This is a genomic window from Streptomyces sp. M-16 (genome assembly GCF_052114405.1).
Classification (GTDB): domain Bacteria; phylum Actinomycetota; class Actinomycetes; order Streptomycetales; family Streptomycetaceae; genus Streptomyces.
Genome location: NZ_JBFRER010000120.1, coordinates 1 through 23,925, shown reverse-complemented (window position 1 = coordinate 23,925; position 23,925 = coordinate 1). Strand labels below are relative to the sequence as shown.

The 23,925-nt window shown below is 74.0% G+C and carries 18 protein-coding genes; 10 read left to right on the top strand and 8 right to left on the bottom strand.

What is annotated here, in order from left to right; genetic code table 11:
- A partial coding sequence (gene panC, locus AB4039_RS35000; RefSeq protein ID WP_442272646.1) for a pantoate--beta-alanine ligase occupies nt 1–679 on the bottom strand: 679 nt, incomplete at its 3' end.
- The gene (locus AB4039_RS34995) at nt 676–1,611 is read right to left on the bottom strand and encodes a Rossmann-like and DUF2520 domain-containing protein (RefSeq protein WP_442272645.1); all 936 of its coding nucleotides are present in this window, start codon (nt 1,609–1,611) and stop codon (nt 676–678) included. The genes panC and AB4039_RS34995, both read right to left, overlap by 4 nt.
- A 108-nt stretch (nt 1,612–1,719) precedes the next feature.
- Here AB4039_RS34995 and AB4039_RS34990 point away from each other — a divergent pair, with 108 nt between their 5' ends.
- Entirely contained in the window at nt 1,720–2,841 is a 1,122-nt protein-coding gene (locus tag AB4039_RS34990) for a beta-eliminating lyase-related protein (protein WP_266839836.1), read from the top strand.
- 101 nt (nt 2,842–2,942) lie between these two features.
- Here the strand turns inward: AB4039_RS34990 and AB4039_RS34985 are convergent, their stop codons facing one another.
- Nucleotides 2,943–3,152, bottom strand: a complete 210-nt coding sequence (locus AB4039_RS34985) for a hypothetical protein (RefSeq protein ID WP_266839838.1) — start codon at nt 3,150–3,152, stop codon at nt 2,943–2,945.
- Between the two features lie 166 nt (nt 3,153–3,318).
- Between AB4039_RS34985 and AB4039_RS34980 the strand changes: the two genes are divergently transcribed.
- Together AB4039_RS34980 and AB4039_RS34975 are read left to right on the top strand one after the other, a co-directional pair.
- The gene (locus AB4039_RS34980; RefSeq protein WP_266839839.1) at nt 3,319–4,443 is read left to right on the top strand and encodes a DUF5937 family protein; all 1,125 of its coding nucleotides are present in this window, start codon (nt 3,319–3,321) and stop codon (nt 4,441–4,443) included.
- A 159-nt stretch (nt 4,444–4,602) separates the two neighbouring features.
- Complete coding sequence (locus AB4039_RS34975) at nt 4,603–6,156, top strand: M28 family metallopeptidase (protein ID WP_442272644.1); 1,554 nt, start codon at nt 4,603–4,605, stop codon at nt 6,154–6,156.
- A gap of 145 nt (nt 6,157–6,301) precedes the next feature.
- Here the strand turns inward: AB4039_RS34975 and AB4039_RS34970 are convergent, their stop codons facing one another.
- Nucleotides 6,302–7,060, bottom strand: coding sequence for a hypothetical protein (locus AB4039_RS34970; protein WP_442272643.1), 759 nt, complete (start codon nt 7,058–7,060; stop codon nt 6,302–6,304).
- A 320-nt stretch (nt 7,061–7,380) separates the two neighbouring features.
- On the opposite strand from AB4039_RS34970, the gene AB4039_RS34965 reads away from it, so the two are divergent.
- The 5 genes from AB4039_RS34965 (at nt 7,381) to AB4039_RS34945 (ending at nt 14,309) form a co-directional block, all read left to right on the top strand.
- Nucleotides 7,381–8,622: a CapA family protein gene (locus AB4039_RS34965; RefSeq protein WP_442272642.1), complete on the top strand. Its 1,242-nt coding sequence runs from the start codon at nt 7,381–7,383 to the stop codon at nt 8,620–8,622.
- Nucleotides 8,623–8,741: 119 nt separating this feature from the next.
- Nucleotides 8,742–10,982: a HAMP domain-containing protein gene (locus AB4039_RS34960; RefSeq protein WP_266841728.1), complete on the top strand. Its 2,241-nt coding sequence runs from the start codon at nt 8,742–8,744 to the stop codon at nt 10,980–10,982.
- 7 nt (nt 10,983–10,989) lie between these two features.
- Nucleotides 10,990–12,687, top strand: coding sequence for a poly-gamma-glutamate synthase PgsB (gene pgsB / locus AB4039_RS34955; protein ID WP_442272641.1), 1,698 nt, complete (start codon nt 10,990–10,992; stop codon nt 12,685–12,687).
- Nucleotides 12,684–13,166, top strand: a complete 483-nt coding sequence (locus tag AB4039_RS34950) for a poly-gamma-glutamate biosynthesis protein PgsC/CapC (RefSeq protein WP_030236898.1) — start codon at nt 12,684–12,686, stop codon at nt 13,164–13,166. The genes pgsB and AB4039_RS34950 overlap by 4 nt, the downstream gene beginning before the upstream one ends.
- A gap of 45 nt (nt 13,167–13,211) precedes the next feature.
- Nucleotides 13,212–14,309, top strand: coding sequence for an NlpC/P60 family protein (locus AB4039_RS34945; protein ID WP_442272640.1), 1,098 nt, complete (start codon nt 13,212–13,214; stop codon nt 14,307–14,309).
- A 22-nt stretch (nt 14,310–14,331) separates the two neighbouring features.
- Here AB4039_RS34945 and AB4039_RS34940 read toward each other — a convergent pair whose 3' ends face one another.
- Nucleotides 14,332–15,321 (bottom strand): SAM-dependent methyltransferase, encoded by a 990-nt coding sequence (locus tag AB4039_RS34940; protein ID WP_266839851.1) that lies wholly within the window; start codon nt 15,319–15,321, stop codon nt 14,332–14,334.
- A 107-nt stretch (nt 15,322–15,428) separates the two neighbouring features.
- Between AB4039_RS34940 and AB4039_RS34935 the strand changes: the two genes are divergently transcribed.
- Nucleotides 15,429–16,640, top strand: coding sequence for a sensor histidine kinase (locus AB4039_RS34935; protein WP_266839853.1), 1,212 nt, complete (start codon nt 15,429–15,431; stop codon nt 16,638–16,640).
- A 17-nt stretch (nt 16,641–16,657) separates the two neighbouring features.
- Entirely contained in the window at nt 16,658–17,326 is a 669-nt protein-coding gene (locus tag AB4039_RS34930; protein ID WP_030236908.1) for a response regulator transcription factor, read from the top strand.
- A 91-nt stretch (nt 17,327–17,417) separates the two neighbouring features.
- Here the strand turns inward: AB4039_RS34930 and AB4039_RS34925 are convergent, their stop codons facing one another.
- From AB4039_RS34925 to AB4039_RS34915, 3 genes are all read right to left on the bottom strand, one after another.
- The gene (locus AB4039_RS34925; RefSeq protein WP_442272639.1) at nt 17,418–18,815 is read right to left on the bottom strand and encodes a DUF6177 family protein; all 1,398 of its coding nucleotides are present in this window, start codon (nt 18,813–18,815) and stop codon (nt 17,418–17,420) included.
- A gap of 4 nt (nt 18,816–18,819) precedes the next feature.
- A complete protein-coding gene (eccCa, locus tag AB4039_RS34920; RefSeq protein ID WP_442272638.1) occupies nt 18,820–22,830 on the bottom strand; it encodes a type VII secretion protein EccCa in 4,011 nt (1,336 codons plus the stop codon).
- The coding region (locus tag AB4039_RS34915) for a hypothetical protein (protein WP_442272637.1) at nt 22,827–23,925 on the bottom strand (1,099 nt) is incomplete at its 5' end. The genes eccCa and AB4039_RS34915, both read right to left, overlap by 4 nt.

Here is a 23,925-nt window from a genome sequence, read left to right as displayed (position 1 = left end):
CGGCGCGGGCGCGCAGCGCCGCCTGGGCGGCGAGCCGGTCGCGGCCGGCGAACAGGGCGCGGGACAGGGCGAGGGCGGTGTGCCGTTCGAGGGGCGACAGGTAGCGGTTGCGGGAGGACAGGGCGAGCCCGTCCTCCTCCCGGACGGTCGGCACGCCGGCCACGTCGACGGGGAAGTTGAGGTCGGTCACCATGCGCCGGATCAGGGCCAGTTGCTGGGCGTCCTTCTGGCCGAAGAGGGCCAGGTCGGGGCGGGTGAGGTGGAGCAGCTTGGCGACGACGGTGAGCATCCCGTCGAAGTGGCCGGGGCGGGTGGCACCTTCGAGGCGCTCGCCCATGGGCCCGGCGGTGATCCGCACCTGGGGGGCGCCGCCGGGGTAGACCTCGTCGACGGCGGGGGCGAACACGACGTCGGCGCCCGCCTCCTCGGCGATCCGCAGGTCGGCGTCGAGGGTGCGGGGGTAGCGGTCGAGGTCCTCGTTCGCCCCGAACTGGAGGGGGTTGACGAAGACGGTGACCACGACCTGCCCGTCCGGGCCGGCCTGTTCCCGGGCGGTGCGGACGAGGGTGGCGTGGCCCTCGTGGAGGGCGCCCATCGTCATCACGACGGCGCGGCGGCCGGTGCGCGGGAGCTTGTGGAGTTCTTCCGCGGTGTTCAGCAACAGCAGCGGGCCGGTCATCGCGCGCCACCCTCCGGTTCGGCGGTGTCGGCGAGGACATCGAGCAGGTCCTCGGCCAGTTCGGGCTTGAGCAGGCCGTGCGCGAGGGCGCGGTCGGCGGTGGTCCGGGCCATGGCGAGGTACCCGGCGACGGTGGCGGGGGCGTGCTTGCGCAGTTCGGAGACGTGCGCGGCGACCGTGCCGGCGTCACCGCGGGCGACCGGGCCGGTCAGCGCCGCGTCCCCGGAGCGCAGGGCGTTGTCGAGGGCCGCGCCGAGGAGGGGGCCGAGCATCCGGTCGGGGTGTTCGACACCGGCGGTGCGGAGCAGCTCCATCGACTGGGCGACCAGGGTGACCAGGTGGTTCGCGCCCAGGGCGAGGGCGGCGTGGTAGAGCGGGCGGCTGTCCTCCGCGATCCACTCGGGCTCCCCGCCCATCTCGATGACCAGGGCTTCCGCGGCCAGCCGCAGCTCTTCGGGGGCGGTCACGCCGAAGGAGCAGCCGCCCAGGCGCTGCACGTCGACCTCGGTGCCGGTGAAGGTCATCGCGGGGTGCAGGGCCAGCGGGAGCGCCCCGGCGCGGCGCGCGGGGTCGAGCACGGAGGTCCCGTAGCGCCCGGAGGTGTGGACGAGGAGCTGTCCGGGGCGGACGGCGCCCGTCTCGGCGAGGCCCTCGACCAGGCCGGGCAGGGCGTCGTCGGGGACGGTCAGCAGCACGAGCTCGGCCCGCTCCAGCACCTGCGCGGGCGGGACGACCGGTACGTCGGGCAGCATCCGCGCGGCGCGGCGACGGGAGGCGTCGGAGACTCCGGAGACGGCGACGGGGCGGTGCCCGGCCTGCTGGAGCGCGCGGGCCAGCGCGGGGCCGACCCGGCCGGCTCCGACGACGCCGACGGTGAGCCGGGCGGGACGGGCGGACGGATCCCGGGACTCCGTCTGATGGGGTGCGTTCACGCGGGGAATGCCTTCCGTTCCAGTCCGCGGGGGGTACCGGACGATACGCCGCCATGCTAGCCCCTGGGGCCATGGCGGGGCCGCGCCGACCGGAGGCATGATCGGCCCATGACCGATGACGAGGAACGCACGAAGCGGCTGGTGGCGGCGGGGCGGGCGGCGGACCGGTCGCTCTCGGGGGGCGGCCGGGACGCGACGGCCGGGGAGCTGCTCGCCGCGCTGGCGCAGGCCCCCTACGACCTGGGACAACCCGCCGACGTGTACGGCGACGGGATCGTCGCCGAGCTGGAGACCCGGGTCGCGGAGCTGCTGGGGACCGAGGAGGCGGCGTTCTTCCCGACCGGGACGATGGCGCAGCAGGTCGCGCTGCGCTGCTGGGCGGGGCGGACCGGGAACCCGGTCGTGGCGCTGCACCCGATGAGCCATCCGGAGCGGTGGGAGGGCGGCGCGCTGCCCGTGGTCTCCGGGCTGCGCACGGTCCACCCGACGGTGGAGCCGCGGCAGCCGACCGCGCAGGAGGTCACCGACCTGGCGGAGCCCTTCGGCACTCTGATGGTGGAGCTGCCGCTGCGCGACCCGGGCTTCCTGTTGCCGACCTGGGAGGAGCTGGAGGAGCTGGTCGACGCGGCCCGGGAGCGGGACGCGGTCGTCCACTTCGACGGGGCCCGGCTGTGGGAGTGCGCGACCCACTTCGGGCGGCCGCTGGCGGAGGTCGCGGGGCTCGCGGACTCCGTCTACGTCTCCTTCTACAAGTCCCTGGGCGGGCTGAGCGGGGCCTGCCTGGCCGGACCCCGGGGCTTCGTGGAGGAGGCCCGCGTCTGGCGCCACCGGTACGGGGGACAGGTGTTCCGCCAGTTCCCGCAGGCCCTGTCGGCGCTGGCCGGGCTGGAGCGGCAGCTGCCCCTGCTGCCGTCCTACGTGGCGCAGGCGAAGGTCGTCGCCGAGGCCCTGCGGGAGGGCTTCGAGGAGGCCGGCGTGCCGTGGTTCCGGGTCCACCCGGAGGTGCCGCACACGCACCAGTTCCAGGTGTGGCTGCCGTACGGGGCGGACGGCCTGACGGAGGCGGGCCTGCGCCTCGCGGAGGAGACGGGCACGCTCCTGTTCCGGCGCTGGTCGGCGCAGGGCCCCCCGGGGATGGCGATGACGGAGGTGGAGGTCACGCAGCCGGGGCTGGCCTGGACGGCGGACGACGTCCGGGCGGCGGTACGGGGGTTCGTGGACCGGCTGTAGCACCCCGGCCGGCCCTCGCCGGATGGAGGCCCGGGCCTCGGCGGCGCGTCGCCTCGCCGCGCCCCGGGCCTCGGCGCCCCGGGCCTCGGCGCCCCCGGGCCTCAGCAGGGCCTCGCCGGGTGGAGGAGGCGGTGGAGGGCCGCGCGCCAGGGGCGGGTGGCGGGGCGGCCGTCGAGGACGGCGCGGAAGCGGGCCTCGGTGCGGACGGACCGCAGGACGGCCCAGTCGTCGCGGCCCGGCGGCGGGGGCTGGGGGGTGCCGTGCTGGACGGCCCGGTAGCTGTCGAAGAGGTACTGCTCGGTGGCGGTCATGCATCCACCCTCACCCCGTCGGCGGCAACCCGCACGACGATTGACGCTCACCGTCAATCGAGGCCTCCCACCTGCGCCGGAGCACCTCCGCCCGTCACCCGGACGGACGGGGCGCAGCGCGTACCCCCGGCTCCCGCGCGGGAGCGTCCGGGGCCAGAATGGGGCGATGAGCGTCACGATCGACATAGCCGGGCTCCCCGCGGAGCGGATCGGTTTCGCGCCGGCTCCGCTCGCCGAGCTCTGCATGGCCCTGCACGCGCTGTCGCAGCCCGCGCACCACCCCGAGCTCCATTCCTGGACGACCTCCGTCAGAGCCTCGCTCGACCCCTGCTTGGCGGAGCGGCTGCTCGAAGCCGAGTTCATGTGGCGCAGTTCGTTCTCCGACATCTTCATGGCCTTCGCCGGGATCCCCGGCGGCTCGGGCCGCCCCGGAGCCACCCTGGCCGAGGACCTGGACATCCTCGACCGGCTGGACGACGAGCGGTTCGTGATGGCCGCCCTGGAGCACTGCTGGCTCGCGCTCTACAACGAGGGCGGCGGGCCCTCCCCGCTGAAGGACCCGGGCGCGCGGGCCAAGGCGCTGGAGGCGGCCGCCGCGCGCGGCCCCCGTCAGCTGGAGTTCTCGGTCCGGCTGCTGGACGACACCGACTCCGTCCGGGTCTGGCTGCGCCGGCTCCTGGAGGACTGCGACGAGGCCTTCTTCGCCGAGACCTGGCGGCGCATCGAGCCGCGGCAGGCGGCGGACGCCCGCCACAAGGCGGAGGTGCTGCGCCACAAGGGTCTGCCGGCGGCGCTGCGGGAGGTGTCCGCGGCGCTGAGCGTGGACGAGGGGCTGACCACGGTCACCGCCGACAAGATGGTCAACGGCCAGGCCACGGCCACCGATCCGCGGGTCGGCCCCGGGCTGCTGTTCGTGCCGACGAACTTCGGCTGGCCGCACCTGCTGGTGCTGCACGCGCCCGGCTGGCGCCCGGTGGTGCACTATCCGCTGAACCCGCCCGAACTGGCCTCCGAGCCCGGCTCGGTGGAGCTGCTCGCGCGCCGGATGGAGGCACTGGCGCACCCGGTGCGGATGATGCTGTGCCGCAGCCTGGCGCGGGCCCCGTACACGACGAGCGAGCTGGCGCGGGTCTACGGGATCACCCCGCCGGAGGTGTCCCGGCACCTGGCGGTGCTGAAGAAGGCCGGGCTGCTGCACGCCCGCCGCCAGGGCCGTTATGTACAGCATCAGTTGGATCTGTCAGTGGTCGCTCGCATAGGTTCCGATTTCATCGAGGGCATTCTCCGCTGACCACTCATCGGACAGTGGCCGGATTCTGACGGCGCAGAGTCACCGATATGCGGATTTCACAAACCGGAAGCAGTGAAAACCCTGGCGAGAGGGGCCTGTTGGTGCCTAACGTGCGTCCACCACTCACCCCATTGCCCCGCGTGCCGTGAAAGGACCTTCATGCCCTCTCGCCGTATAGCCGCAGCAACCGCCGCACTGGCGGCCGCGGCCCTCGTCTCGCCGCTCCTCCTCGCCGGCCCGGCCGGTGCCACCGCGAGCCCGCAGAGCGATGCCGCCAGGGGTGACGCGCTGGCCAGGAAGCTGGTCAAGGAGGCGACCGGCAAGGGTGCCTACAACCACCTGAAGGTCCTCCAGTCGATCGCCGACTACAACAAGGGCACCCGCGTCGCCGGCTCGAAGGGGCACGTCCAGTCCGCCCAGTACGTCGAGGCCGTGCTCAAGGCGGCCGGGTACGAGGTCACGCGCAACGAGTTCGACTTCGTGTACGTCGAGACGATCTCCGAGAAGCTGAAGGTCAACGGCGCGGCCGGCCGTGACGTCCCGATCAAGCTGATGACGTACACGGCCAGCGGTCCGGCCGAAGGCGTCACCGCGCAGCTCGCGGTCGCCCCGGTCGACGCCGACGGCAGCAACGGCTGCGAGCCCGGCGACTTCGCGGCCGGCACCTTCACCGGCAAGATCGCGCTGGTCAAGCGCGGCGGCTGCACCTTCGCGGTGAAGCAGGCGAACGCGGCGGCGGCCGGCGCGGTGGGCACGGTCATCTACAACAACACGGAGGGCGCCCTGAACGGCACCCTCGGGGACGCCAACGCGGGCAAGGTCCCCACCGGCGGCGTCTCCCAGGCGGAGGGCGAGAAGCTGGCCGCCGAGGCGGCGGCCGGCCCGGTTTCGGTCACCCTGGACCTCCGCGAGCTGCGCGAGAACCGCAAGACCTTCAACGTGGTCGCGGAGACCCGGGGCGGCGACGAGAACAACACCGTCTTCCTCGGCGCGCACCTGGACTCGGTGGCGGCCGGTCCCGGCATCAACGACAACGGCTCCGGCTCGGCGGGCATCCTCCAGGTCGCGCAGCGCCTGGCGAGCAGCCAGACGAAGATCAAGAACAAGGTCAAGTTCGCCTGGTGGTCGGCGGAGGAGTTCGGCCTGCTCGGCTCGGAGGCGTACGTCGCCTCGCTGACGCCGGAGCAGAAGAAGCAGATCAAGCTCTACCTGAACTTCGACATGATCGCCTCGCCGAACGCCGCCTACTTCGTCTACGACGGCGACGACTCCGACAAGGTCGGCTCGGGCCCCGGCCCGGAGGGTTCGGCGCAGCTGGAGAAGCAGATCACCGACTTCCTCGACACGCAGAAGATCCCGCACGAGGGCAGTGACTTCACCGGCCGCTCGGACTACGGCCCGTTCATCGAGGCGGGGATCCCCTCCGGCGGTACGGACACGGGCGCCGAGGGCATCAAGACCCCGGCCCAGGCCACGAAGTTCGGCGGTCAGGCGGGTGTCGCCTACGACGTGAACTACCACGGCAAGGGCGACGACATCACCAACATCGACCAGAAGGCGCTCGACATCAACGTCGACGTCATCGCGAACGCGGTCGGCCACTACGCCTACGACCTGGCCCCGCTGACGCAGCCGGTCACCCCGAAGCCGAGCACCGGCTCGGGCAACGGCGGCGGTCTGCGCCCGGGTCACGACCACGAGGTCACGCAGTAGGCCGTACGGCGCGGCGCGGCTCAGCGACGCGGCTCAGCGACGCGGCTCAGCGACGCGGCTCAGCGACGCGGCTCAGCGACGCGGCACGAGCCCAGCGGCACGAGCCCAGCGCAGCACAGCCGCACCAGCACAGCAGCAGGGGCCGTCATCCCGTCGGGGKGGCGGCCCCCGCCGCGTCCGGGGCCTTCACCGGCTCACCGGCCCACCCCTCGGCGACGGTCGCGACCGCCCCGGCGACCTCGGCCAGCCGGCCCGCGTCGGCCCGCACGGAGCGGGCCAGTTCGAGGTGGAGGAAGCGGGTTCCGTGCTCGGCGGCCAGCCGGCCCTGCTCGTTGTTGCGCCCCGAGAGGCGGCAGTTCGCGGCCCAGGCCCGGCACGGCCTGATCCCGCGGCCCTCCAGCTGCGCGGCGAGCCGCTCCGCGTCGGCGGCGGCCGTGTTGCCGGACCCGGTGGAGACGACGGCTCCGGCGGCGGGGGCGGAGGAGTCGGCGAACCCGTGGAGCTGGATGCCGGGCAGGCCGCGGCGGGTGAGCTCGGTGACGACGGCGTGGAAAACGGAGTCGGTGCGGTGGGCCATGTCGGCCACGTCCCCGGAGGCGGCGGTGTCCTCCTCCTCGGCCCCGCCCGCGTCGGCGTCGAATCCGGAGCCCGCCTTGCGGTGGGCCCCGGCCAGGACCATGACCCCGCCGGGGGCGCCGCGCAGCACCTGCGCGCCGAGGCGTTCGGTGTCCTGGTCGGCGATGGGGTGCGGGACCTGGACCGACCAGCGCGGGGGCGCGCCGAGGTCGACGTAGACGCGACCCCAGCCGCGGTTCGCGGATCCGGGGCGGGCGGCCGCGTCGGCGACCTCGGCGAAGCGGCGGCCGTCCGGTCCGTCGGTGAAGGTGTCGAGGCGGTAGTCCACGCCGGCGAGGCGGGCACGCGCTTTATCGACATTTCCATCAAAAAGGGCCGATACACCTTCCATGACGGCATCCCGCTCCGCCCGCGTCGGTGCGCGATAGCCGCCCGTCACTCCGAATTCAGAGGTGAATCGGGTCACCCTCTCCAGCAAACCCGTGTCCGGGACCACAGGAGAAGGGAGGGATGCAGGCCTCTTTGCGGCCACATAAGAGGGCATGAAAGCGACATAAGCGACCCCAGCCATGATCGCTACACACGTGATCGCAACAATCGTTACGTTTTTTGTGAATCTCGCAGTCGTCACTGGCCGAAAATAGCTGAGTGAAATTCGCCCTCGTCCGCCCGGCCTCCCCCCGGAAGCGCGCCGCGCTGCTGGCCCTCCCGCTGAGCCTCTCGCTCGCGGGCTGCGGGCTCCTCGGCGGCCCGGAGCGCGGCCCGGCGGGCGGCAGCGGCGCCGGCGGCACGGGCGGGGGCCGTTCCTTCACCGTGGCCGCCGCGGGCGACATCCTCATCCACCCCGAGCTGACCGAACAGGCCGCCCGGGACGCCCGGGCCGCCGGCCACCAGGGCTACGACTTCGACCGGATCATGGCGGGGGTCAAGCCGGTCATCAGCCGGGCCGACCTCGGGATCTGCCACATGGAGGCGGTCCTCGGCAGCCCCGGCGGCCCCTTCCGGTCCTACCCCGACTTCCTCGTCCCGCCGCAGATCGCCAAGACGGTCAAGGCCATCGGCTACGACACCTGCTCGACGGCCTCCAACCACACCCTCGACCACGGCCCCGAAGGGGTCTACGGCACCCTCGACACCCTCGACCGCGAAGGCCTGCGCCACACCGGCTCCGCCCGCAGCCAGGCCGAGGCCGACACCCCCCTGATCATGGACGTCAAGGGCGTCAAGGTCGCCCAGATCTCCTTCTCCTTCGGCTTCAACGGGCGCGACCTCCCCCCGGACAAGCCCTGGCTGGCGAACCCGACCAGCTTCAAGGCCATCGCCGCCGCCGAGAAGAAGGCCCGCGCGGCCGGCGCCGACGTCGTCATCCTCTCCATCCACTGGGGCCGCGAACACCAGCCCGAGCCGAGCAACCAGCAGCTCGACCTGGCCCGCCGGATCGCCCGCGAGACCGGGATCAACCTGGTCATCGGCCACCACAGCCACGTCGTCCAGCCGATGGAGAAGATCGGCGGCACCTGGACCGCCTACGGGCTCGGCAACCAGCTCGCCCGCCACGACGTGCCCGGCGGACTGACCGAAGAGGGCGCCATCGGCTGGTTCGAGTTCACCGAACGCGGCGGCACCTGGGACGTGCGGGCCCGCTACGTGCCCACCTTCACCGACATCCCGCCCGACCCGGAGGCCGCCCCCGGCACCGACCCGGCCGCCGTGCGGCCCGTGCGCGACCACCGCCTGGTCGACGTCGCCGAGGCCCTGCGCGGCGACGCGCCGCTCCTGCCGCAGCAGCGCGCCCGCTACCGGCTTGCCTTCGAACGCACCCAGGGCACCCTGCTCAACCGCGGCGCCGCCAAGGACGGACTCCGTGCCCTGCGGGAGCTGCCGGACTGACCCCGTACGTCCCCCGCCCCTCCCCTCCCCTCCCGCACCTCCCCGCCCCCTCCAGGAAGGACCCCGCTGTGGCCGCTACGCGCACCACGCGGCGGCGCAAGGCCCGCCGCAGGGCCGACATGTCACTCCTCGGTGGCATCAGGCCCCCGATCACCGTGCTGTCGGTACTGCTGCTCGCCCTGGCGGGATTCACCGCGTTCAGCCTCGGCACCGTCCACGAGGACCGGCTGCCCGCGGCCGTGCTCACCTCGCAGCAGCACTTCGCCGAGGACGGCGCGATCGCCCTGCGCGCCTCCCTGGACGAGAGCGTCACCGACCTCGACCGGGCCGCGGCCCTCTTCTCCACCGGCAAGCCCGTAGCCCCCGATGCCGTCCTCGACCGCATCGGCAGCGTCTACCAGAAGTGGCGCGGCACCGCCGTCGTCGAGATCGGCTCCGGCCGGCTGCTCGCCGCCCGCGGCGAGAACCTCCCGCTGACCGCCATCGACCGCACGCAACTCTCCGGCGCCGGCGGCCTGGCCCCCCGCATGGTCAGGATGCCCGGCGGCGAGACCCGGCTGCTGACCCTCTCCCTCCTCAACTGGAAGGACCAGCCCCAGCAACTGCTGGTGGCCTCCAGCAGCCTGCGCTTCCCCGGCATCAGCCTCGGCAGGTTCCGCTCGATCGCCGTCGTCGGCTCCGACGGCGCCGTCCTCAGCAGCGACGGCATCCCCGAGCCCGAGATGGTCGCCGAAACCCAGCGCGCCGACGTCAAGCGCGACACCAGACAGCTGGCCTCCTTCGCCAAGGCCGCCGCCAGGAAGACCCGCGTCAACCCCCTCACCGCCAAGGAGCCCGGCTCCGGGGGCTTCCCCGGGGTCAGCGGCAGCCTGCTGGGCGGCGAGTCCGGCGGGGACCGCGCCGCCGCCGGTTACGCGGGCCTCGCCGGATCCGAGGCGGGCGCCGGCACCACCGCCACCAGCCTGGACCTCACCGTCGTCGCCATGGTCAACGTGCCGCAGAACCCGGCCCGCACCTCCGACGCCTTCGCCGGAATGGTCCTGGCCGGCGCGCTGCTCCTGGTCGGCGCCCTGGTCGTGGCCCTGCTCGTCGCCACGGTGCAGCGCCCGCTGATCGCCCTCTTCCTCGACAGCCGCCGCCTCACCCGGGGCGACCTCACCCGCCCCGTGGCCGTCCCCCGGGGCGCCGAGGCCGCGCGGATCGCCGCCGCCCTGGAACGGCTGCGCGTCCAGCTGCGCGACGGCTCCCCGGCCGCGCCCGCCGCACGCGCCCGCCGCAAACGCCGTACGGGCGCCCGTACGCTCCTCGCCCTGTGCGCGGTCCTGCTCCTCGCGTGGTGCCTCCCGCTGGGCCTGCTCGTCAACCGCGCCGGGGACGCCGTCGTCGTACCCCAGCAACTGGTCAACGACCAGCGCGAACGCACCGACACCCTCAACGACCGGGTCCGCCGCGCCCTCAACGAGGGCCAGGCCGACCTGCTGTCCGTGGCCTCCTCGATGGACGGCGACACCACCCCCGAGCACATGAGCACGGTCCTGGAGCGCACCGCCGACGAACACGCGCGCTACCAGTCCCTCTACGTCCTGGACCCCTCCGGCAAGATCCTCGCCCGGGCGGGCGGCACCCCGAAGGACGCCGACGGCAAGGGGCCCCGCAAGGATCCGGTGGCCCTCGACGACCGCGGCAAGAGCCCGGTGATCGTCGCGACGGCACCCGTCCCCGGCAAGGCGGGCACGGCCGTCGTCGGCGAGCTGCGCATCGACTTCCTCAACTCCCTCCTCAAGCGGCCCGGCCTCGGGGAGATCCGCGTCGTCGACGCCAAGCACCGGATCATCGCCTCCAACGGCGGCTACCGCGCCTTCCAGAAGCTCGACGACGCACGCCTCGACGCCCTCGTCGACGGCTCCGCCCTCAAGGTCGGCATGGCCCCGCGGCCCGGCAGCGTCCTCTACCGCAGCGGCGGCGACCACGTCATCGCCGCCGCCGCCCCGTTCTCCGGCGGCGGCGCGGCCGGGGACCTGAAGTGGACCGTGGTCAGCTGGCAGTCCGCCAAGGGACTGGCCATCCAGGAGTACAGCCTGCAGAACCGCACCGTCCTCGCCGGGCTCCTCGGCTTCGCGGTCGGCGCGGCCTGCCTGGGCTGGCTCCAGATCATCGTGATCGCGCCGCTGCGCGAACTGGCCCGGCGCGCCGAGGCCCTCGCCGACGGCGACCGGCGCACCGTCCTCTACCCGCGCCACCACGACGAGGTCGGCGCCGTCACCCGCAGCCTGGAGATCATCCGGCAGCAGCTCCAGCAGCGACAGCAGCAGCGCAAGCAGGCCGCCGGACAGCCGTCCGCGCCGGCCGGAAGGAACTGATCCCCCCGTGCTCTTCCTCTACTGCGTACTGCTCGTCTGCTGCCTGATCATGCTGGGCGCGGGCATCGTCGAGCAGCGCCGGCACTTCTCCAACCTGGACCGGATACCGAACAGGGTGCTGGTCAACGGCATCCGCGGCAAGAGCTCCATCACCCGGCTGTGCGCGGGCGCGCTGCGCGGCGGCGGCCTGACGACGGTGGCCAAGACCACCGGCACGGCCGCCCGGTTCATCCACCCCGACGCCACCGAGGAGCCGGTCTACCGCAAGTTCGGCATCGCCAACGTGGTCGAGCAGATCGGCATCGTGCGGCGCGCCGCCGCCTACCGGCCGGACGCGCTGGTCATGGAGTGCATGGCGGTCATGCCGGCGCTCCAGGAGATCAACCAGTCGAAGCTGATCCAGTCGACCATCGGCGTCCTGTGCAACGTCCGCGAGGACCACGTCGCCGAGATGGGCCCGACCCTCGACGACATCGCACGCTCCCTGTCGCGCTCGATGCCCTACGGCGGGATCTGCGTCACCGCCGAGAAGGAACGGTTCGACGTGCTCCAGGAGGAGGCGGACGCCCGGGACTGCAAGCTGGTCTACGCGGACCCGGACACGGTCTCGGACGAGGAGCTGCGCGGGTTCAGCTGGTTCACCTTCAAGGAGAACGTGGCGATCGCCCTCACCGTCGCCGAACTCCTCGGCGTCGACCGGGCGACGGCCCTGAAGGGCATGTACGAGGCCCCGCCGGACCCCGGTGTGCTGTCGGTCGAGCGGTACCTGGCGCCGGGGGGCAAGCGGCTGCGCTTCGCGAACGTCTTCGCGGCGAACGACCCCGAGTCCACGCTGATGAACATCAACCAGCTGCTGGACCTGGGCGCGGTGGACCGCCCGCTGAACGTGGTGATCAACTGCCGGCCCGACCGGGTCGAGCGCAACGGCCAGATGGGCTCGATCGTCCCCGAACTCCAGCCGGACAAGGTGTTCGTGATCGGGCACCCCGCGAAGAGCGCCATCGACGCGATCCCGGCCGAGTGGCGCGACCGCGCCGTCGACCTCGGCGGTGACCAGCGCGACGGCGAGGAGTTCATGCACGAGCTGCTGGGACACCTCGGGGAGAGCTCCTCGCTGGTGGCCATCGGCAACATCCACGGGCAGGGCGAGGTACTGCTGGAGCACCTCGCGGAACTCCCGCCGGACGAGTCCGAGCCGGAGCGCGATCCCGCCGAGGTACGGGCGCAGGAGCCCGCCCCGGTCTTCACGCGCCCGCTGGACCCGTACGCGGAGGACCCGTACGGCCAGGACCCCTACGCCCAGGACCCGTACGCGGCCCCCGCGCCCGGCCACCAGCAGTACGCGGGGGCCGGGTACGGGCAGCAGCCGCACGCCCAGGGCCCGTACCCGCCGCAGCCGCACCCGGGAGCCCCCTCCGGGCCGCAGCCGTACCCGGGGGTCACCGTCGGGCCGCAGCCGTACCCGGGGGTCACCGTCGGGCAGCAGTACGCGAGCGCCGCGTACCAGCAGCAGCCGTACGGGCAGCAGCCCCCGCCGCAGGCCCCGTACGGGGGAGCCCCGCAAGGGCGGGCGCCACAGCCGCAGCCCCCGCGGGCCGCGCCCGACCCCTACGGCATCGGCGCCGCCACGCCGGTCCCGGCCTGGCCGCAGCAGTCGCCGCAGCAGCAGGTCCCCCCGAACGCCCACCCAGGAGAGCCCCGTTGATCCCCGCCGTCCTCACCCCCGAGATCGCCGCGATCGGCATCGCGCTGGGCCTGCTGTTCTCCCTGCTCTGCTACCTCACGACCAACCTCTCCCCCGGCGGCATGATCACCCCGGGCTGGCTCGCGCTCACCCTCATCGAGGACCTCCAGCGCGCCGCCCTCGTGGTCGGCATCACCGTGATGACCTACGTCCTGACCCTGCTCACCCAGAAGTTCGTCATCCTCTACGGCAAACGCCTGTTCGCCGCCGTCGTCCTGATCGGCGTCCTGCTCCAGGCCACCGTGGTGATCGTGCTCCAGATGGAGTTCCCGCTCCTGTACGCGAACCAGACCCTCGGCTTCATCGTCCCGGGCCTGATCGCCTACCAGCTGGTCCGCCAGCCCAAGGGCGCCACCCTGCTCGCCACCGGCAGCGCCACGCTCATGACCTACGTCGTCCTGACCGCCGGGATCCTGCTCGGCGTCATGCCCAGCGCCTGACGCCCCGCCACGCCACCCCTCACCCACCGCCCCGGAGCCTCCCGCATGACCGCCCCGTCGAAGAAGAAGAAAAAGAAGAGCCGCGGCACCCGCCCCACGCTGCACACGGTCACCGTGCTCGCGCTGCTGGCCGGCAGTGCCTACTTCACCTACGCGCTGCGCACCGAGGAGCAGGCCAAGACCCCCGCCGTGCACGTCGCCGCCGACAGGAACGGCGTGGGCGGCATCACGGCGGGCACGAGCGGGACCCAGAAGTGGGAGCGCCTGCAGAGCCCCGCCCGGTCGGTACTGCGCGACGGCAGTGGACAGGTCCTCGCCACCTTCACCGACGGCGCCCGCACCGCCACCCTCACCGGCCCCAGCCGCACCTTCAGCGAGCCCGCCAACACCTCCTCCCGGGTCGTCACCGAGAACTGGGTCCGGCTCCTGCCCGAGGTGTGGAAGCAGGGCGCCGAGAACCAGCAGTGGTTCAAGGACTGGTTCAAGAAGTACTACGGGAGCAGCGAGGACGACATCTTCGCGACTGCCTTCCAGTACGTCGACAAGGCCCCGGTGAAGAAGGACGCCCAGGGCACCTCCTTCGCCGGCGACGCCTCCTTCGGGCCGCTCAACCCCACCGGTTCCGAGGGCAACGACCTGCGCCTGGAGCAGTCCGACTTCTACGACTACCTCGGCAAGCCGTACACCTTCCGCAACGGCGTCACCAAGCAGCCGCAGCCCGCCCGCTACCGGGCGATCGACTGCTCGGGCTTCGTCCGCACCGTCTTCGGCTACCGGGCCCGCTACCCCCTGATGCCCGACGACACCCCCGGCGCCGGCCTGCCGCGCACCGCGAACGGCATCGCCCGCTCCGCGCTGGGCGCGGACGTCATCCCGCTCAAGGGGACCGGCCCGGAGCACCGGCCCCCGTCGATCGACGTGATCCAGCCGGGCGACCTGCTGTTCTTCAAGCTCGACACCCGCACCAAGGACCGCCTCGACCACACGGGCATCTACCTGGGCACCGACTCCGACGGCCACAACATCTTCATCTCCAGCCGCGAAGAGGCCAACGGCCCCACCATCGGCGACAAGGGCGGTGCCTCGCGCCTCGACGGCAACGGCTACTACGCGACCACCCTGCGCAGCGTGAAGAGGCTCTGACCCGCTTGCCGCGGGGCGGCGGCTACACCGGCGGCCACGCCGGGATCCCGACCGGCTGCACCAGCCAGCCGAAGTCGCCCAGGCCGCCCCGGGCCGTGAGCTCCGCCGCCTCGCCCGCCGCCGACAGGGCCCGGACGTACGCCGCCGGGTCGGTGGAGGCCAGGGCCAGCGGCGGGCGGCCGCACGGGACGCCGAGGGCGGTCAGTGCCTCCCGCTGGGTGAGCAGGGCGGCCCCCGTCCCCGCGCAGGCGTCGAGCGCCACGTGCGCGGTGACGTCGCAGCCGCCGTCCGGGACCGGCGGTACCTCCCGGCCCTCCCGGAACCCGGTCAGGGTGCCGAACGGGGGCCGGGCCGCGCGGGTGTGGGCGTAGTCCACCGCCACCGCCAGGCCCCGTTCCAGGGTGGCGACGGCCGCCGCCCAGGCCTCGTCACGGCCCCGGCCGATCTCCGCCCGGCCCTCGCCGCCCGCCGCCGCGGCGGGCCACCACCGCTCCAGCCAGGCCCGGTCCGCCGCGTCGAGGGGGCCGCCGGGGGTCTCCGTACCGTCCGGGTCGACCAGGACGTAGCGGCCGTCCTCCACGACGTCGAGGGGGACGTTGTCCAGCCACTCGTTGGCGAACAGCAGGCCCGTCGTCCCTTCGGGGGGCTCCGCCACCCAGCGGATCCGAGGGTCGAGCCCCCGCGGCCGCGCCGCGCGCTCCACCGCGTACGGCCGCACCCGCCCGGCCACCTCGGGGGGCAGCGCGGCCAGCACTCCGGTCAGCAGCTCGCCGCGCCCCGCGCCGACGTCGACCAGGTCGAGCCGCTCCGGGTGCCCGAGCGCCCCGTCCACCGTGCGCAGCAACCGGGCCACGGCCCCCGCGTAGAGGGGCGAGGCGTGCACGGAGGTGCGGAAGTGCCCGGCGGGCCCGGGACCGCCGGGACGCACGTAGAACCCGCCCGGACCGTACAGCGCGGCCTCCATGGCGGCCCGCCACCGGACCGGTCCCCTGATTCCGCCCTGAGCCCTCATCCCACAAAGGGTAAGGTCACCCTCCACCTTGGGGAGTACTCCCCCGTCACAGGGATCGCACCTGTGGTTGACTCCAGCACCTATCTCCTGTCCCTACTCTGGGTTACGTGCAGCGCCTCTACGACTTCATCCGCCGACACCCGACGAGCGTCGACAGCTTCTGGGCCGTCCTGCTCTTCGGGCTGTCGATGCTGATCGTCGCGGACGACTCCGGGGTGGCCGGCACGAGCACCCTGCACCGGCTGCTGGCCGTGCCGTGCGTCATCGCGCTGTGCACCGCCGTCGCGCTGCGCCGCAAGTGGACAGTGGCGATGTTCTGGCTGACGGTCGGGGCGGGCGTGTGGCAGCTGGTGCTGGGCCCGACGGCGAGCCTCTTCGACTTCGCGATGCTGGTGATCCTCTTCACCGTGGCCGCCGGCGACGTCCCGCGCTGGATCTCGCGCACCGCGCTGGGCATGGGACTGCTCGCCTCCCCGCTCTACTTCGCGCGGTTCGGCGTGGACAAGGGCCCCAGCGGCGCCGAGGCCGTCCTGTTCACCCTGTTCATGATGGTCCCCTTCGCCCTCGCCTGGGTGCTGGGCGACTCGCTGCGCACCCGCCGCGCCTACTACGCGCAGCTCGTCGAGCGGAACCAGCGCCTGGAGAAGGAGCGCGAGGCCCAGGCCAAGGTGGCGGTGGCCGCCGAGCGCGCCCGGATCGCCCGCGAGCTGCACGACGTCGTCGCGCACAACGTGTCGGTGATGGTCGTCCAGGCCGACGGGGCCGCGTACGTCATGGACGCGGCGCCGGAGCAGGCCAAGGAGGCCCTCCAGACCATCTCGGGGACCGGCCGTCAGGCGCTCGCCGAGATGCGGCGGCTGCTGGGCGTACTGCGCACCGGCGAGCCGCAGGAGTCCGAGGACTACGTGCCGCAGCCGGACGTCGAGCAGATCGAAGTGCTGGTCGAGCAGGTGCGGGCGGCCGGACTGACGGTGGACTTCGAGGTCGAGGGCGCGCCGCGCAGGCTGCCCAGCGGCGTGGAGCTGACCGCGTACCGGATCGTGCAGGAGGCGCTGACGAACACGCGCAAGCACGGCGGCCCGGACGCACGGGCGAGCGTACGGCTGGTCTACTTCGACGACGGGCTCGGCCTGCTGGTGGAGGACGACGGGCGGGGCGCGGCGCACGAACTGTACGAGGACGGCGGCGCCGACGGCGCCGGACACGGCCTGATCGGCATGCGGGAACGCATCGGTATGGTCGGGGGAACCCTGGACGCGGGCCCGCGGCCGGGCGGAGGCTTCCGCATCAGCGCGCTGCTCCCGCTCAAGAAGAGATGACGAGGTCGAGGTAACTGATGTCCATTCGCGTGATGCTCGTCGACGACCAGGTGCTGCTGCGCACGGGTTTCCGGATGGTGCTCGCCGCCCAGCCGGACATGGAGGTCGTCGCCGAGGCCGGGGACGGCCTGGAGGCGCTGGAGGTGCTGCGGGCCACGAAGGTGGACGTGGTGCTGATGGACGTGCGCATGCCGCGGCTCGACGGGGTCGAGGCGACGCGGCGGATCTGTGAGCCGGAGGAACACCCGAAGGTGATCATCCTGACCACCTTCGACCTGGACGAGTACGCGTTCTCGGGGCTGAAGGCGGGGGCGAGCGGCTTCATGCTGAAGGACGTCCCGCCGGCGGAGCTGCTGGCGGCGATCCGCTCCGTGCACAGCGGGGACGCGGTGGTGGCCCCGTCCACCACCCGCCGGCTGCTGGACCGGTTCGCGCCGATGCTGCCGACGACGACGCAGGAGCCGCGGAACAAGGAGATCGACCGGCTGACGGACCGCGAGCGCGAGGTCATGCTGCTGGTGGCCCAGGGCCTGTCGAACGGCGAGATCGCGGGGCGGCTGGTCCTCTCGGAGGCCACCGTGAAGACCCACGTGGGCCGCATCCTGACGAAGCTGGGCCTGCGCGACCGGGTCCAGGTCGTGGTCCTCGCGTACGAGACGGGCCTGGTCCGCGCGGGCGGCCTGTAGCTCCGGCGCTTCCCGGTCCGGCGGGTTCCCGGTCCGGTGGCCGCCCCGCGCGGAGGCCGCCCCGCGCGGAAGCCGCCCCGCGCGGAAGCCGTCAGACCGTGGTGCCCAGGTGGGCCATGAGGGTGGACAGGGTGTCCCAGGCCGCCGGGTCGGTGCCGTCGCCCAGGGGGTAGTGCAGGCCCGGACGGCGGGCGGGGCCGACCGTGGACGGGCGCAGGGCCAGCGGCGGACGCCGGGCGTGGGTCAGGGTGACCTCGGCGACGCCCGCCCCGCCCAGGGTGAACGACACCGGCAGCGGGGGCCGGCCGAAGCGCGGGGTCACGCTCAGGTCCCGGCGGCCCGGCCCGACGGAGGCGAGCATGCTGACCAGGCCGTGCCCGTCGGCCAGCGTCCCGGCCAGGCCGGCGAGCGCGTCCAGCGGCGCCGGGTCGGCGGGGCCGTACCCCAGGGTCAGGGTGACGTCCTCCTCGACCCCGGCCGCCGTGCGGGTCACCCGTACGACGGCCAGCGCGCCCGCGCCCACCACCGTGAGCAGGGTCGGCTCCGGCGCCCGGCTGCGCGCGAGGTCGGTCAGCTGCCGGGGCGACCAGGGCAGGTTCACCGGCTCGGCGGTGCCCCAGCCGGCCGGCGGCCCCCCGGTCAGGGCACGCCAGGCGGCCTCCACGGAGCGGCCGAGCAGCAGCTCCCCCTCGGCCGGGTGCTCGGTGCGGAACTGCACCGTCAGCCGGTGTTCGCCCGCTTCCGCCTCGTCGGCCCGCACGAAGGCGGCGGCCGCCCGGGGCTCGCCGACGGCGTCACGGGTGGGGGCGAAGGTGCCGTCCTGCCAGCTCAGCACCGCCCCGGAGAGGCCGTCGTAGTAGCCGCACTCCGGGTCCTGGACCACCCACCGGTTCGGTGCGCCGGTGAGCACGGTGCGCAGCGGCAGGCTGAGCCGGCAGTGGGCGGGCGTGACGATGTGCAGGGCCGCGCCGAAGCCGGCGGTGGTGCGCAGGACGTCGGAGAGCCAGGCCGTCAGCGGGATCACGGGCCGGTCCGCGAGGACGACGGCGGTGGACTCGGTGACCACGTCGACGGTCGGCAGGGCTCCCACGGGCGCGGGCGCCGCGGAGGCCTCGGAGGTCACGGGGACGGCGGTGACCCGGCCCGCGCCCGGGGGCCAGACGGCGCCGCCGAGGACCTCGGCGAGCCGCCCGGCGACGGCGCCGGCGAGGTCGGCCGCCTCGGGGACGGCGGTGGAGGCACGGGTCTCCGTCCACCAGACGGGGACCCGCGCGGGAGTGCCCAGGAGCCGTTCGGTCTCGCCCGGGACCTGGACCAGCACCGGTGCTTCGACCGAGACCAGGGGCCGGCCGCCCGCGCCCAGCAGCTGGATCACGGCCCCGTCGGCGGCGGAGGCCGCGTCGAGCTCGGTGCCGCCGCCCGCGAGGGCCACGAGCAGCGCGGCGGTGTCGGGCATCTTGGGGGTGAGGGCGATGACGTCCTTGGTCACGGTGTCAGGGTGCTTCCTGGGTGAGGGGGGCGGCCAGCGCGGTCTGCACGGTCTGGTGCGGCCGGCCGCGCCGGACGAGCGTGCCGCGGCCCGGTGGCTGCGCGCTCGCGTAGAGCTGCGGGAAGAGCTGGCCCTCGGAGCGTTCGCCGTTCATGACGAGCGCGGTCGTGCCGGACTCCCGCAGGGTGGTGAGCAGCGGTTCGTACAGGGCCCGGGAGGAGCCCGCCACGCGCCGGGCGACGACGAAGTGCAGCCCGATGTCCTGGGCGGACGGCAGGTAGGGCACGAATGCCTGGAGCGGCTGCTGTCCGGCGGTGGTGAGGATGTCGTAGTCGTCGACGAGGACCACGATGCGCGGGCCGGTGAAGCCGGGGCCCTCGCCCGGGTCGGCGTCGGGGTCCATGCCGTCCTCGGGGAGGCGCTTGTCGAGTTCCTTGGCGATGCCGACCGACAGCGCGGTGGCGATCTTCGCGTTGTGGGCGTACCCGCCGCGGTAGGGCTCGGGGACGACTCCGCGCAGCCCGCGCCGGGGGTCGTAGACGGCGAAGACCAGCTCCTCCTCCCCGTAGCGCGCGATGAGCTGGCGGGCGACGAGCGAGAGGAGGTTGGTCTTGCCGCATTCGTTGTCGCCGAGGATCAGCAGGTGCTGGTCCTGCTCGAAGAGGTCGAGCAGGACGGGCGCGAGGACGTCCTGGTCCACGCCGATGGGGATCCGGTACGGCTCCTCGTCGGCCGACGGGAGCCGGTCGGCGGGCAGCCGGGCGGGCAGGACCCGTACCGGGGAGGCGATGTCGCCGTGCCAGGTGGCGCGGACGGTGGCGGCGGCCTCCTCCAGGGCGGCGGCCAGGTCGGTGGTCCCGGCCCGGGAGTCGATGCGCGGCAGGGCGGTCTGCGCGAAGAGCTTGCCGTCGGTCAGGACGCGGCCGGGGGTGTCCGGGGAGATGGTCTCGGACAGTTTGCGGTCGATGGCCGAGTCGGAGGCGTCGCCCAGGCGCAGTTCGACGCGGCTGCCGAAGAGGGACTGGTTGGCGATGCGGACGTCGTTCCAGCGCAGCATGCCCGCGACGACGTGGATGCCGTAGCCGCCGCCCCGCTTGAGGAGGTCGGTGACGGCGTCGTCGAGTTCGGAGAACTCCTCGCGCAGGGCCCCGTACCCGTCGACGAGCAGGACGATGTCGGTGGAGGCCAGCTCGGGCAGTGCGCCGCGGGAGCGCAGGCGGCGCAGCTGGTCGACGGAGTCGATGGAGTGCTCGCGGAAGAGCGCCTCGCGGGCGGCGAGCATGCCCCGCACCTCGGCGACCGTGCGGGCGGCCCGTTCCCGGTCGGCCCGGCCGGCGATCCCGCCGACGTGCGGGAGTCCGGCGAGCGCGGCGAGGCCGCCCCCGGCGAGGTCGAGACCGTAGACGGCGACCTCCTGCGGGGTGTGGGTGAGCGCGAGGGACAGGGCGAGGGTGCGCAGCAGGGTGGTCTTGCCGGACTGGGGTCCGCCGGTGACGGCGATGTGGCCGCCGGCGACCTTCAGGTCCAGCTCCCAGGGGCCGCGCCACTGGCGGGCCGGGTCGTCGAGGACACCGAGCGGTACCCGCAGCGGGGGGCGGTCGGCGTCGCCGAGGCGCAGTCCGCGGTCGGTGACGGAGAGCGGTCCGGCGGCGGCGTCGAGCGGGATGGCGTCGGGCAGCGGCGGGAGCCAGATGCGGCGCACGGGCGGGGCGGCGTCGGCGAGCTGGTCGACGATGACGCCGAGCACGCTGGGGCCGGTCTCGCGGGCGGTGGCGGTGGGCTTCTCCTCGGCGGCCTCTGCGGAACCGGTGCTGTCGCCGAGGGTGTTGAAGGCCGGGTAGGGCAGGGCGAGGGGGCCTTCCGCGGTGCGGTCGCGGTCGCCGGCCGGGCCCCGGTAGCGGCCGGAGACGTAACCGGCCTTGAAACGGGTGTAGGTGGAGGTGTCCACCTTGAGGTAGCCGAAGCCGGGCAGCGGCGGCAGCATGAAGGCGTCGGTGGTGTCGAGGACGGTGCGCGACTCGTCGGCGGAGAAGGTGCGCAGGCCGAGCCGGTAGGACAGGTAGGTGTCCAGGCCCTTGAGCTTGCCGCCCTCGATGCGCTGGCTGGACAGCAGCAGGTGCACGCCGATGGAACGGCCGATGCGGCCGATGGACAGGAACAGGTCGATGAAGTCGGGCTTGGCGGTGAGGAGTTCACCGAACTCGTCGATGACGACGAACAGGTGCGGCAGCGGCTCCAGTTCGGGGTTCTCGGCGCGCAGGACGGCGTAGTGCCCGATGTCGGCGACGTGGCCGGCGTCCTTGAGGACCTGCTGGCGGCGCTTGACCTCGCCCGCGAGGCTGGTGTGGACGCGTTCGACGAGCCCGGCCTGGTTCTCCAGGTTGGTGATGACCCCGGCGACGTGCGGGAGCTTCTCGAAGGGGGCGAAGGTGGCGCCGCCCTTGTAGTCGACGAGGACCATCGCGAGGTCCTCCGGCGCGTGCGTGGCGACCAGGGCGAGGACGAGCGTACGGAGCAGCTCGCTCTTGCCGGAGCCGGTCGCGCCGACGCACAGCCCGTGCGGGCCCATGCCGAGCTGGGAGGACTCCTTGAGGTCCAGCAGGACGGGGCCGTGCCGGTCGTCGATGCCGATCGGGACGCGCAGGAAGTCCCGCTCGCCGCGCGGCGCCCACAGTCGGGCCACGTCGAGGGCGGCGGGGTCGTCGATGCCGAGCAGACCCATGAAGTCGACGGGTCCGGAGACGGGGGTGCCCTCGGCGACGGACTCGGCGGACAGCCGCAGCGGGGCGAGCATCCGGGCGAGGCCCTCGGCGGTGGCGGGGCCGAGCTGGTCGCAGAGGCCCTCGGCGGCGGGGGCCTGGGGGGTGCGCAGGTCCCGGACGGTGACGTGGGGGCCGTCCACGGTGATCCGTATGGTCACCTCGTCGGGCTCGTGGACCTGCTCGGCGAGCAGGTGGAGCACGGTGGTGTTCATGTCGGCGAGGCCCACCGCCGTGTCGGGGCGGGGCAGTTCGACGGCGTTGTCCCCGTACTCGTCGCTGACGACGAGGAGCCGGCCCGCGAGGGCCAGCGCGCGCCGGTCGGAGAGGCCGCGGCGCACCTCGGCCGCGTAGGAGGCGCGGCRGCGCAGCTCGGGGGCGAGGACCTCGGCGAGCTGCGGCAGGCTGGGGGCGATCCGCCGGGCGGCGACCGGCCCGTCCTGTTCCTGCGGGTCCAGGACGTGCGGGAGCCACTTGGCCCATTCCCAGTCCGTGTCGAGCCGGTCGCCGGGGACGCCGAGGGCGATCGCGACGTCGTCGGGGGCGTGCAGGACCGCGGTGTGGACGAGCAGGGCGCGGGCGACGCGCAGGACACCTTCGCGGTCGCCGACGACGCTGATGTTCCCGGCCCGGTCGAGGGGCACGGTCAGCGGGAAGTCGCTGGCCCGGGCGAAGCGGGCCATGAGGGCGCCGGCCTCGTTGAGCATGAACCGGTCGGGCGGGGTGAGGACGCCTCCGGCGCCCGCGCCGAGGGCGAGCGGCTGGACGGCGACCTCGCCGGTGCCCAGGCGGGGGCGCAGGAAGTCGGGGTCGGCGCGGCGGCGTTCCCACAGCCTGGCCGGATCGCGCACGAGGTCGTAGAGGGCCTCCGGCGGCGGGTTGAGGCGGCGGGCCTCGTCGCGGAGCCGCTTCTCGCGCGCGCCGAGTTCCTCGCGCTGTTCCTCCAGGTACTCCAGGTAGCGCTCGCGCTGGGAGCGGCGGGTGCGCTGCGCCTTGCCGCGCTGGGACCAGAACATGGCGATGGCGCCGATCAGCGCGACGACCAGGACCATCGCGCCGACGGCGGCGAACTGGCTGTTGCGGATGACGGTCATCATCACGACCGAGCCCATCACACCGGCCATCGGCAGGAGGGCGGTGGCCGGGCTGCCGATCTTGCCTTCGGGGAGGTTGGGCGGGGCCTCGACGGTGTGGGGTTCGGCGGGGGCGGGGGGCATGGTGCCCCGGGCGGGCCGGTGGACGAGCTGCTGGGTCACCGGGCCGCACCCGCCGCCGGGAGCGCGAGGGCGCGCTGGAGTACGTCCGCGGCGAGCCGTACGGCCGCCTGCCGGGTCTCGGCGCCGAGGAGTTCGGTGCGGACGGCGCCGCCGGAGGCGAGGTGGCGGTCGTACGGGAGGACGACGACCCCGGCGCCCGTGGCGCGCAGCTTCTCGACGGCCTTGCCGAGATCGACGGCCGGGTGCGGGGACTGGCAGGTGAGCACGACGACGGTCCGGGGCAGCACGGGCACGGGGAGGGAGGCGAGCCAGTCGAGGACGGCGTGGGTGGAGACGAGGCCCTCTGCGGTGGCGGGGGTGGTGAGCACGCGGGCGTGCGCGGTGTCGAGGGCCGTACGGGCCACCTCGCCGGGGAGGGTCTCGCAGTCGACGACGGTGACGCCGAAGTACCGGCGCAGGGCGACCATCACGGTCCGGTACGTGGCGACGTCGACCTGGGCGCCGATGCGGCCCTGGCTGCCGGGCAGCAGCCAGCCGCCGTCGGCGAGCGGGACGAGGTAGCCGGTGATGTCGGTGAGCTGCATGGAGGGGCGGACGATCTGGGCGAGGTCGCCGCAGGTCCAGCGCAGCGACTCGACGCCGAGCCGGACGGGGAGGGTGCCGAGGGCGGCGTCGGCCTCCAGCGTGAGCACCGGGTCGTGGCGGTAGTGGTTGTAGGTGCGGCTGAGGAGCGCGGTGACGGTGGTCTTGCCGGAGCCGCCGCGGATGCTGGTCACCACGATCTGGCGGCCGGTGGTGACGGGCTGCTGCACCTGGGTGGCCAGGCCCGTCTCGGTGGCGACGGCCCGCGCGGCGGAGGACCCGAGCGCCCCGCGCAGCGCGCGCAACGCCCGCCGCCCGACGGGGTCCCCGTGCCGGGGCCGGCCGACGGCCTCGGTGGCGGGGACGGGGACGGTCTCGGGGGCGCGGATCCCCTGCGGAGCCCCGGGCGGGGCGGATGCGGGGTAGGGGTACGGGGTGCCCTGCGGGGCGTGGGCCCGACCGCCGGTCCGTGCACCGGGGAACTGCCCGTGCGCGGCGGCGGCCTGCGCCGGGGCGCCGGGGCCTGCGGGGCCTCCGGGGAACGGGCCGTGG